The organism is Mycobacterium sp. D16Q16, assembly GCF_002013745.1.
Taxonomy (GTDB): Bacteria; Actinomycetota; Actinomycetes; order Mycobacteriales; family Mycobacteriaceae; genus Mycobacterium.
The window spans coordinates 64,551-75,386 of record NZ_MAEY01000029.1 but is presented as its reverse complement, the minus strand read 5'-3'; the positions used below and the strand labels follow the sequence as shown (position 1 = coordinate 75,386).

Here is a 10,836-nt window from a genome sequence, read left to right as displayed (position 1 = left end):
GGGGTCGGTAGGGAATGAGTCGAGACTAAGTTTCACGACGGTCTCAGTTGAGCAAAGGTACTGCGGCTTACCTGCGGTGCGAGGGTCAATATCGTCGGTTTGGCTTTAGTGTTGGCTGTTATGGCCGGACTCGATAACTGCGTGAAACGCTGGCGCGCAGCGCTTCACGTCGCCGCGTCGGCGTTCATACTTGCCGTCCTCGGAATCCCCACCGCCCCGGTAGCTCACGCAGCTGCTGCCGCAGCGACGTTGTCGGTGACCTCGACGTGGCAGACCGGTTTCATCGCCAGCTTCACCATCACCAACTTGAGTACGGTGCCGCTCGCCGATTGGAGGCTTGAATTCGACCTGCCGATGGGGGAGTCCGTCCGGCATACGTGGAGTAGCACCCTTGCGCAATCGGGCACGCACTACGTCCTCGGCCCCGCGAATTGGAATCGCACCATCGCACCAGGAGGTTCCGCCACAGGCGGCCTACGAGGCGTACTGAGCGGTTCTTACACGCCACCGTTGAATTGTGTGCTCAACGGGCAGTATCCGTGCAGCTAGGGGCGACTCCGCGGCAAGGATCGGCCATGCAGCTCGCCCAGGACCGTGATGGATTTCGTTGAGCAGCGGTGACCATTACCCAGATGCCCTCGCCCGCCGTCCATAACTGCGTCGTAGGTCTGCTTGGGCCCATGAAGACTGCGATCGCCCGCGCGAGTTGAGTGGTTCGGTTGTAGTCTCGGCCGGGCGAGAGGTTCAGCCGCAACTGGACCGACACCATGGGAAGACGCGGGAGGAACTCATGAGGACGATCGCATACCGCCGCACGGCAGTCGTCGGCCTGGCAGCCAGTGCGCTGATCACCGCGAGCTGCGGCAATGGGACGAGTGTCGACACGTCGGCGCCGCCTCGGGTCGGATTGATCGCCACCACCTCGTCCGCAGCGCCGGCGCAGTCCACCCAGGTCAAGCTGATCGGGGACAGGGACGTCGAGGTGACGTTGACTGGCCCGATCGCTGCCAAATATTCGTCGGCCACCGAGGATCAGAAGCAGGCTCTCGGTAAGGCCTTGACGGGTGACCGCAACGCGGGCACACGGGAGAGTGGCGCGGTGTTCCAGCAGTTTCAGGGCGGCGCGATCATCGCCAAGAACAACCAGGCAGGTACGCCCGCATACATCGTCGTGGGCAAGATCCGGGAGGCCTGGAATATCCAACGCGACCCGGACGGCACACCCTCGATCACCGGCGATAACGGCTCGGCGGGCCCGCTGGGGCTACCCACCAGCGATGAGAACGCAGTCGGCGATCTGCTCGTGTCGACCTTCGAGCACGGCAAGATCGAATACAACCCGAAGACCGGTCAGGTCGAGGTGACGGTCAATGACCGGGTCGTACCTTCCGGGCTGTAGACGCGGTGGCGATTCGTGCCGAAGTGGTTGTCTTAGGCGGACACCGGTGGTGCACCCTTTTGCACCTGCAGTAGGAATTCGGCGTTGTTTCGTGTCTTCTTGAGCCGGCTCACGAGAAGATCGATGGCTTGTTGTGAGTCAAGGCCGGACAGCACCCGGCGCAGCTTCTGCACAATCGCTCCCTCCTCTGCGGACATCAGGAGTTCGTCCTTCCGTGTACTGGAAGGATGCACGTCCACTGCCGGAAAGACGCGTCGTTCAGCGACCTTGCGGTCAAGCTTCAGTTCCGCGTTGCCCGTGCTCTTGAACTCTTCGAAGATCACCGTGTCACCTTGGGAACCCGTCTCCACCAACGCGGTCGCGATAATCGTCAGTGAACCACCGTCCTCGATATTGCGCGCCGCCCCAAGCAGCCGCTTCGGCGGATAAAGCGCGGACGAATCGATACCACCGGACAGGATGCGCCCCGAGGCAGGTGATGAGTTGTTGTACGCCCTGCCTAGCCTGGTGATTGAATCAAAAAGCACCACAACATCTTCGCCGTACTCAACCAAACGCTTGGCTCGCTCGATCGCCAGTTCAGCTACGTGCGTGTGGTCCGCGGGCGGGCGGTCGAATGTCGATGCGATCACCTCGCCTTTGACCGAGCGCTGCATATCAGTGACTTCTTCTGGACGCTCGTCAGCGAGCACCACCATGAGGTGGCATTCGGGGTTGTTGACCGCGACAGCGTTGGCGATGTCTTGAAGTATGGTCGTCTTGCCGGCTTTGGGGGGCGACTGGATCAGCGCACGCTGCCCTTTGCCTATCGGCATGATCAGGTCGATTACGCGGGTTGTCAGCCGATCCGATGTTGTTTCGAGGCGCAATCGTTCATTCGGATAGAGCGGGGTCATCTTGCTGAAATCAGGCCGCTCCTTGGCTTTTTCGATACTTCGGCCATTAACGGAATCCAGACGGACCATCCCGCTGAACTTGTGTCCTTGACGGTTGCCATTGCCTTCTCTTTCAGGAGCAGCCGGGGCGACGCCAGTGACAGCGTCACCGCGGCGCAGTCCGATGTCGCGGATCTGTTTCATCGACAGCTGTAGATCATCGGGACCTGTCAGATAGCCCGAGGTGCACACAAATGCGCGACCATCCCGAATGTCCACAATCCCCGAGAATGTTCGTAGCGTGTGCCCCTCGGTGATTCGGGCGGATTGCTCTCGTCCTCGACTGCGATCGCGGAATCGGCTACCGCTCGTGCTCGTGCTCGGATCATCGCGGCTCGCAAGGCCATCGGTCTTTACTTCGGTTGCCGCAGTGGTGATTAGGTCCTCGCTTGTCATGAATGTTCCTTCTTTAGGGCAGCTCAATGGAAGGCTTCGGCTGTCGCAGTTCAGGAGAACCGTGTTAGATCGAGCAGCACGAAGCAGTGGGAATGTGGGGCCGCCGATGAAGGTCGCGCCCCGGACTATCAACCTTGCGTGGGTTGATTTTCAGAATGAGATTGACGTGTAGAACGTGATCTCGGTGTGAGATGAGTCAAACCAACGTCGGACTCGTCTGGGGGACAGTCGTTCTGCCTTGATCCGACGCTAACAAGCGTGGCAAGTACACGGAAAGGCTACCGACTAATCGGAAATGTAGGGCAGAAGTTTAGGGAAGTCAAGCCTTGTGGCGCTGCCATGCCGATGATATCGGCCATGCGCCCGTTAACCAATGGGGACGCCGTCCGTCTCACCGCAACAGGTGGGCACCGAATTACTGCGACCGAGGATTCTGAACTGTTGGTGTGGGAAATGCACACCTCGTCGTCGGCCGGGCGAAAGGCGGCACCGGGTCACGGCTTTAGCTTGGGCCAAGCATGCGTGCCTGTTCTACGACGGGCTCGATTCATCTGATAAAAACGGAGTAGGTTGCTGGTAACTCTGCATAGTCCATCTCCGGTCGGCTCAAGATAAGCGTGGCCCGGTACGGGCGCCGAGCGTGCTGCTGAGCCCGGGCGTGGGCAGTCTTGCCCCGCGCGTCGAGCTCGCAGGCGGCGTCCATTCCGGCCCACATCAGCATCCGTGACGCTAACGCCATCGACTAGCAACTCGGGCTCATACGTTCACTCCAATGGCTCGGGCGTGAAGGTGACGTCGACCCCGCTTACGGTCATCGTCACCTGACCTTCGATCACCATCACCTGCGCCGAGACCCGTCGATCGACAGCCTGGGCTAGTTGCTGTACCGCTGCATTCGGTATCTGCATTACCGACAGGTTCGATAGCCCCGCCACTTTGGGGCCGACGGTGCGCCACCAGGTGGCCACGCCGGCGGCGAATGGGAAGAGCAGCACCTGGTCGGCCTGGCTGGCTGCCTTGCCCAATGCGCGTTCATCGGGCTGGCCGACGTTGACCCACTCCAGGATCCGGCCGGTGTAGTCGGCGAGCCGCAAGTCCGGTACACCCGGAGTGGACAGGCCTGGCCCGAACGCCAACTCGCCGTCGACGTCGCTGAGTCGGTGTGCACGAAGCCCAAAAGCCAACAAGCGCACCACCATCCGCTCATCGGTCTCGCTGGGATGACGGGCCACGGTCAGTGCGTGATCGGCGTAGTAACCGTGATCGACATCGGAGACGCCAAGTTCGACTTTGAATACTGTTGCAGAAAGGGCCACGTCATAGTGTCCACCCAAGTGGTGCCCCCCGAGCAGTCAGGTCGCATTCAGTGGTCACGACGCCTAGCCAGACGGCAGTTCGAGTCGCCACCCAGGCGCGCAACCATGCAGCAACAGTGGGGTACGTCGATGGCGCAGGCGCTGATCGCCTACGAAGATGCGGTACTCAGCTTGGTGGATGCGCACGATGGGAGAGCGGCGCATCCCTGCCGATACGAACGTGCGGAATTCATCAGAAGCGGCAGGGGAGAGCGGCCCTCCTAGACCTACGCGCGGCCCGCTACTGCAGGGTCGCGTAGATTCTTTGAGAACAATCCGAGCACTTAGCACAGCATTCAACGAAGGCCATCATGTCCGAGGATCAGAACACAGACGTTCCGCCGAATCACCTCTCCATCGATCCGCGCAGCGCCTTCTATAGCGAAGAGGTGCTTCGCCGCGACGTGGGTATTCGCTTTAATGGCGTCGAGAAAACCAATGTTCACGAATACAACGTGGCCGAGGGTTGGGTGCGTGTTGAAGTCCCCACCGCGAAGGATCGCCGCGGAAATCCTATGGTCGTCAAGCTCAGTGGCACGGTTGAACCTTTTTTCCGCTGAGCAAAATGCGGAAGCCCCTGGATTTCTGGCGCGGCTGTCAACCGGCCCCGGCGGTCGACCCGTGACTCGAGCGGCAGCGAGCAAGCTGCAACGAGCACCTGCGATTCAGTTGAGTTGCGACGGGGGAGAAACGCCGTCAGCCGTCCGGCGCGCGGGGGTGGGCGTCTCGCGGCCAAATCGCTCAGGACCGGCCACCTCAGTGCTTAGACGCGTACTCAACCTTGGTGACGATCCACCGGTTCTTCTGGTACTCGAGAGTGGTGGCCCAGGTTCCGTGCGTGGTCTGCGGTGCAGGGTTTCTAGGTGTCGTTGCCGACCAGGCGATCTGTGACTCAACGCGGGCGTTGGTACCGGAGCACTCGACCTGCTTGCTGGTCAGCTCGGCGATATGCGAGACGTATCGATCTGCGCCAGGAATCGTGCTGACGGAGCGGAATGCCTGTTCGGACTGTGTGTAAACCTCGGGGGATAGACGCTCCTTGAGCGCGGGCAGGTTCTGATCTGCGAGACCGGTGAACTCGAGGCTCAGGTGGGCAACCTCCTCGGCGGCGGCGACCGTAGTGTCGCAGTGGTTCGAGGCGCGTCGGATCACGAAGTAGGCGGTGGCGCCCCCCGCGATCACTAGTACTGCCACAGAAACGACTACCGCCCATCGCATCCGGCGGTTCCCGGACGCCGCGGATGACGGCGTGGGTGCTGAAAAGGTCGAGGCAGCGTTCTCCGATTCAGCAGGCTGGCCAGACTGTATGCCCGGCACTGCGGGTCCACCGGCAGTCAGCGGTGCAGCGCGTTCTGCTACCAGCGTGCGCAGCTGGCCGTCGTCGTCGAGATCGATCTGCTGCTTGAAGGCCTGGTCGGCCACTGCCATCACCTGGTCGCGGCTGATGGTATGCCCCGTCAGCGCGGTGATCCGCTGGGAAAGCTCAGCGAACCGGTCGTGCACAGTCATGCTCGCTACCCTAACCACTCCTTCACCGTCCCTGCGGCCACCGGGATCCATTTGAAGGGGCATTGGTGACGAGCCGCCGCAATGAACTCTCAGGTGATATGCGGCCGCGATGAATCGGCTCAGGGTCTCTGTGTCCCCGGCTTCGACTGCGTCAAGGTAGCTTTCGAGGTCAGCCAAGCAGTAGTCGTAGACGGCTCGGTTCTCGCGAGCCTCATCCAAGGTCTACTGGCAACTTTGCATATTCGATTAGTGCATATTCGTGGCAACTCGACGAACAGTCTTTACCTGGTCACACGGCGTCCGGCGATGGGCCTCTCGATTCCCCACGCTACGAATCGGCCGTGTGACGACCTGGTCAGCGTGCATAGCCGCACTATGGTTACTGCGAACCCTCGACGGCAAACATACTCCGACTACTTGCGCTTCGGCCGAGAAGGTAGACGCCTTGACGTGGAATCGAATTGCGATATCTACCAACTGCTTCCATGCTCATAGCTCTACGGGCCGAGAAGATGACCCTCGTCCCCGGCTGGCAGTTAACTGCTGCGGTACGACACAGCGTCGACGCCCGCCCTTGGGCAGCGGGTGCGATTCAGTCGATGGGTTTGATGAGTCGTCGTGGGCCGGGTCCGTGCCGGGCGAGTTCGTCGTCGTGATTGACGATGCGGCAGGTGGCCAGTGATAGGCAGCCGCAACCGATGCATCCGGTGAGTTCGTTTTCGAGGTGTTCGATCTCGCGGCGTCGAGCTTGGAGTTGAGCGTGCCAGCGACGAGAGATGCGGTTCCAGTCGGACTTGCTCGGCATGCGGTTGTCGGGCAGGTCGGCGAAGACGGCGGACACCTCGGCCAGGGTGACGCCGAACCGGCGGGCAGCTTGGATGATGCTGATGCGACGCAATACGTGGCGGGGATAGCGGCGCTGATTCCCGAGTGTGCGCGCCGAACTGATGAGGCCTTGGTCTTCGTAAAAACGCACGGCGCTCGTGGCGATTCCGGCGCGTTGGGCTACCTCGCCGACGGTGAGCATGTCGGTTGGTTTGTGCGACAACGGCTTCTCTCCCTTGACTTCAACTGGACTTGAAGTCATAACCTACCCGGCATGGGTATCGACTTGGAGGCGCGAGACCTCCGTACCGTTCGGGGAAGCCTCGCACCTGGCCGTGGGCCGATGGTAGCGGAGGTCAGATCGTGAAGATCAGCGCGCTCGAGGAGCACTATCTCCTGCCGTCGGTCGCGTCGGCGTGGGAACGGCTACCCCACCAGGGGCGTGATCCGATGGCGTCGCTTGACGCTGCATCAGACCTGGCCCGCAATCTGGCGTCCCTGGGCGAGCGCCGGCTGGCGCTGATGGATGACGCCGGTATCGACGTGCAGGTGTTGTCGTTGACCACACCTGGACTGTTCGACCTTCCGGCAGTCGATGCCGTCGCGTTGCAAACTGCGATCAACAATGAGATCGCCGAGGCCGTGTCTCGACACCCGCAGCGATTTCAAGCGTTTGCGACCTTGGCGCCACAAAATCCCGAACAGGCTGCGGCAGAATTGGATCGAGCGGTGCGGGAACTAGGTTTCGACGGCGCACTGATCTTTGGTCGTGTCCAGGGGGAGTCCATCGATCACAAGCAGTTCTGGCCTCTGTTCGAGGCAGCTGAGGCGCTGCGGGCGCCGCTGTACTTGCATCCGCAAACCCCGCCGCTACCGGTGCGGCAGGCCTACTACGGGGGTTTGGGTGACCAAGTCGGCACCGCCCTGGCCACTTATGGCGTGGGCTGGCATTACGACGCCGGGTTGCAGTTCCGTCGTCTGGTTCTGGCCGGAGTGTTCGATCGGTTCCCGAATTTGCAGATCATCTTGGGCCATTGGGGAGAGATGTTGCCGTTCTACCTGGACCGAGTCGATGGCCTCGCCGGCGTGGCGCATTTGGAGCGGACCATCACCGACTACGTGTGCCACAACGCGTTCCTGACCCCGGGCGGCGTCTTTAGCCATCGATACCTGAAGTGGGCGCTGGAGGTGGTCGGTTCCGATCGTGTCATGTTCGCCGCCGACTACCCCTACGTGCCAACCCGCGGTGGCGGAGCACGTGCCTTCCTGGCCGAGGCCGAACTGACCGACGACGTGCGCGACAAAATCGCCAGCGGGACCTGGGATCAAATCCGGGCCGAGATCCGCCGCTAACACCCTCTACAGCAATCGTCCTGCCCCTGCATGCACCGCCACGTGAATCCACCACCCCAGGACCGCTCGACGCCGCCAAATGCGTACTGATCGCTGGTGCTGGAATCGGTGGATTGACAACGTTGTTGACGATGCACGATCGCGGGATCAGCGCGACGGCCATCGAACGAACCAGTGTGTTGGCGGCTGTGGGAGTGGGGATCAACGTGCTTCCCCACGCGGTTCGTGTCCTGCACCAGCTGGGATTTGGAGACGATCTCGCCGCAATTTCGATCACACTGCAACGACACGATTTCTATGACAGTAACGGGATGCTGCTGTGGCGGGAACCGCTCGGCGTCCTCGGTGGGTACGGTTTTTCTGCAGTGCTCAGTGCATCGCGGACAGTTGCAGATGCCGTTGCTGGACGCCGTCACAGAACGCCTCGGCGCCGACGCCGTGCGCACCGACACCGCTCTACGCGGCATCGACGACGACGGTGATCGGGTGACGGTATCGACGAGCCGCGGGCCCATGACGGCCAAGGTGTTGGTCGGTATCCGTGGTGCTGCAGCAGGCTGCGCAGGTGATCGATGTGGCGGCCGGATCCTGGCGTCGAGGGGGCTTTGGACAACTCGACCTAACGCGGCGGCTGAAGGCCGCTCAAAGCGTTCCTGATTCATCAGATGAAAACAGCGTACCTTATCTGACATAATGTGTCTTATCGGCGTTAGATATACGTGGTGCTGGTGTTGAAAAGGTGCCTATCAGCACTTTCTGCACAGGCACTCGGCGCAGACCCTCGCTCTTCGGCCATCGCCGAATGTCAGCACTTATCGACTTGGCGGGACGCCAGCATGCCCAACGGATGCGCGTGTACGCGGTGGTCACACTCGGCCAAGCCGGACGCCGCTCCAACATCCAAACTCGCTCGGGCGCGACATGTTTCGTGCCCCGGGCACCCCTTCCGGCCTCCAGCCCCACACCCAAGAAACGTCACTGTGACGATATGATCGAGTTGGGGATGTCCTAGCCCGACCCGTTGACGAGCGGCACGACCGCCTCTTAGTCCGCCCGAGGTGAGCGGAGATCGCTTGATACTCATCCGATTCAGGCGAGGTGCGAAATGACGACTCATCGGGAATGGCCTTCTTCAACACGTCACGACTTCCTCGCGATCCCAATCACCGTCAATAGTCCGCGGCGACACATCTGCCGCCAACAACGCTCCGCCGCGCTTGTCGAACACTTCGAGGACTCGAGCTTGATGCTGTCGTATGCGCACCCCGATCCGTGAACCGAAGCCGGGCAATCGCATAGACGGCCCTAAAGGCGGCACTACCCCACCGTCAGCCGACCCGCGCCACCCACGCTCATTACGTCACTGTGACGAATATATCTTGAATGGCCCAGCGCTGCAGCATCTTTGGCTACCGAGTTTCAACGACATACAAACAGAAGCTTCGGAGACGGACTACAGGACATGACACACGGCCGCGATCTGAGCTACTGACTCTGCGACTGGCCGGTTGGTGTCGATGCGATGCGCCGTGTCTGACGTACTGACGTCCGCGTCTATGGCCGCAGCGACGTCAGAAGTGGCGTCCGAGAATGTGGGCCCACGGTGCGCAATTCTGTCCTGGGCAGCAGAAAGCGGCACGTGACATTCGAATTCATGGAGCAAGGCGTGCGTTTCGCAGGCGAGGTCGCGTGTTCGCTTTTGCTGATGGATGTCACGCCATGTTCCATCGAGAATCACTGACTGACCCCGCGTAAGGAAGTTTCGTGCGCGCTGTAGCACGCTGTCGTACACCGCCGAGACATTCTGCTTGGAATACAGCCCACCGTCGAGAATGCCCGGGTCACCCGTGATTGCGCCCTGCTCTTGCAGCATTCGGCGCACGGCGTCGGTTGAAATTACCTGTGCCCCAATTCTTCCGGAAAGCGCTTTGGCGAGTGTGGTCTTTCCAGTGCCTGGTCCACCGCCGATTCGGATTAGCCGCACAGCGCCCACCCGAAGGTGCCGCCGCGCCAATTCAAGGTGAGCGACCGCCTCTGCCACCGATGCGGCACGTCCCTGTGCGAACCGAATGCAGTCCACCTTCGCCCTCACCACGGCACGGTAGGCGATATAGAAATGCCACAGCGATTGTGGAGTATCGATTCCGGACGATCTTGTGTACTGATCGATGAAGTAGTCGGCCAAATCGTTGCGGCCCAGAAATGACAAATCCATCGCCAAGAACGCCGCGTCGTCGACACAGTCGACATAACGTAAGCAATCATCGAACTCTAGGCAGTCCAACAGGACCGCCCCAGTAGGTACACAGAAAATGTCCTCAGCTAGGAGATCGCCGTGGCCATCAACAATGAAGCCTGCGTCGACTCGCTCGGCAAACAATGGATGTCTACCGCTGATGAATTCAGTTGACAGTGTGTGTATCTCGCGCAGAACATCGTCCGCGAGCACGGATCCTGTGAAGCTGAATAGGACACCTATGTTCTCTTCCCAGCGGGCCGCGACAGCATCGGCTGTCCCCGATTCGCTGATCGCTACACTGCGATCGGCACTGGCGTGAAAGTGCGCCAATGTCTTGGCGATGGCAGCAAGATTCGATTCGACCTCCGCTCCGGTTCTCACCATTGTGGCTAGTCGTGCGGAGTCCGGATAGCGGCGCATCACTATTACGGGCTCGCTGGCACCGCCCGGGGGATCAGACAGGTGAGCCACACCCAGATAGCTGTCTGGCGCCAGCCTGCGATTCAGGAAAACTTCTCGGTTACAGGCACTTTCGCGTAACTCCACGGTACTGAAATCCAAGAAGTCGTTCGTCACCGCCTTCTTCACCTTGTAAGCTCGATCGCCAATCAAGATTACGAACGCCGTGTGTGTTTCACGAAACTCTGCGGCGTTACCTCGGTTTGACGCAAAATCATTTGCAGTTCGGTGCGTACCCGCCTGGTTTGCGTCCACGGCTCCCATGATCGTCCGCCGACGCCCGGATATCGAGGCCTTGCGACTCCTTCTCGATGCCCATTTCATTGGGGTGAGCAGGGACGAAAGCCTCTTCCGCTGAGGTGGTGT

Annotated in this window: 9 protein-coding genes and 1 pseudogene; 5 read left to right on the top strand and 5 right to left on the bottom strand. The window is 60.8% G+C overall.

The annotated features are described in order from the left end of the window. The first annotated feature begins 120 nt into the window (after positions 1-120). Both B4394_RS24140 and B4394_RS24135 read left to right on the top strand, forming a co-directional pair. Positions 121-549: a cellulose-binding domain-containing protein gene (locus tag B4394_RS24140; protein WP_078312550.1), complete on the top strand. Its 429-nt coding sequence runs from the start codon at positions 121-123 to the stop codon at positions 547-549. A 241-nt stretch (positions 550-790) separates the two neighbouring features. After that, a complete protein-coding gene (locus B4394_RS24135) occupies positions 791-1,399 on the top strand; it encodes an LGFP repeat-containing protein (RefSeq protein ID WP_078316482.1) in 609 nt (202 codons plus the stop codon). Between the two features lie 32 nt (positions 1,400-1,431). Here the strand turns inward: B4394_RS24135 and rho are convergent. Together rho and B4394_RS24120 are read right to left on the bottom strand one after the other, a co-directional pair. Continuing rightward, positions 1,432-2,541: pseudogene (gene rho / locus B4394_RS24130) on the bottom strand (transcription termination factor Rho); the annotation flags it as partial. A 953-nt stretch (positions 2,542-3,494) separates the two neighbouring features. After that, a complete protein-coding gene (locus tag B4394_RS24120; protein ID WP_078282988.1) occupies positions 3,495-4,046 on the bottom strand; it encodes a YaeQ family protein in 552 nt (183 codons plus the stop codon). A gap of 350 nt (positions 4,047-4,396) precedes the next feature. Between B4394_RS24120 and B4394_RS24110 the strand changes: the two genes are divergently transcribed. Continuing rightward, a complete protein-coding gene (locus B4394_RS24110; protein WP_005058085.1) occupies positions 4,397-4,645 on the top strand; it encodes a DUF3297 family protein in 249 nt (82 codons plus the stop codon). 196 nt (positions 4,646-4,841) lie between these two features. Here the strand turns inward: B4394_RS24110 and B4394_RS24105 are convergent, their stop codons facing one another. Then, positions 4,842-5,594 carry a hypothetical protein gene (locus B4394_RS24105; RefSeq protein WP_078316480.1) on the bottom strand — a complete coding sequence of 251 codons (753 nt, stop codon included), beginning with the start codon at positions 5,592-5,594 and terminating at the stop codon, positions 4,842-4,844. A 592-nt stretch (positions 5,595-6,186) separates the two neighbouring features. Continuing rightward, the gene (gene soxR / locus B4394_RS24100) at positions 6,187-6,642 is read right to left on the bottom strand and encodes a redox-sensitive transcriptional activator SoxR (protein ID WP_078312567.1); all 456 of its coding nucleotides are present in this window, start codon (positions 6,640-6,642) and stop codon (positions 6,187-6,189) included. 140 nt (positions 6,643-6,782) lie between these two features. Between soxR and B4394_RS24095 the strand changes: the two genes are divergently transcribed. Further along, positions 6,783-7,772 carry an amidohydrolase family protein gene (locus B4394_RS24095; RefSeq protein WP_139360429.1) on the top strand — a complete coding sequence of 330 codons (990 nt, stop codon included), beginning with the start codon at positions 6,783-6,785 and terminating at the stop codon, positions 7,770-7,772. A gap of 345 nt (positions 7,773-8,117) precedes the next feature. Next, complete coding sequence (locus B4394_RS24090) at positions 8,118-8,429, top strand: hypothetical protein (RefSeq protein WP_176138368.1); 312 nt, start codon at positions 8,118-8,120, stop codon at positions 8,427-8,429. Between the two features lie 796 nt (positions 8,430-9,225). Here the strand turns inward: B4394_RS24090 and B4394_RS24085 are convergent. Next, positions 9,226-10,725 carry a bifunctional aminoglycoside phosphotransferase/ATP-binding protein gene (locus B4394_RS24085; RefSeq protein WP_286142430.1) on the bottom strand — a complete coding sequence of 500 codons (1,500 nt, stop codon included), beginning with the start codon at positions 10,723-10,725 and terminating at the stop codon, positions 9,226-9,228. Positions 10,726-10,836 lie beyond the last annotated feature (111 nt).

Bases quoted from the DNA above. Each gene is read 5' to 3' on its own strand.
- B4394_RS24140 (WP_078312550.1), top strand. From the start codon at position 121: ATGGCCGGACTCGATAACTGCGTGAAACGCTGGCGCGCAGCGCTTCAC.
- B4394_RS24110 (WP_005058085.1), top strand. From the start codon at position 4,397: ATGTCCGAGGATCAGAACACAGACGTTCCGCCGAATCACCTCTCCATC.
- B4394_RS24135 (WP_078316482.1), top strand. From the start codon at position 791: ATGAGGACGATCGCATACCGCCGCACGGCAGTCGTCGGCCTGGCAGCC.
- B4394_RS24105 (WP_078316480.1), bottom strand. From the start codon at position 5,594: ATGACTGTGCACGACCGGTTCGCTGAGCTTTCCCAGCGGATCACCGCG.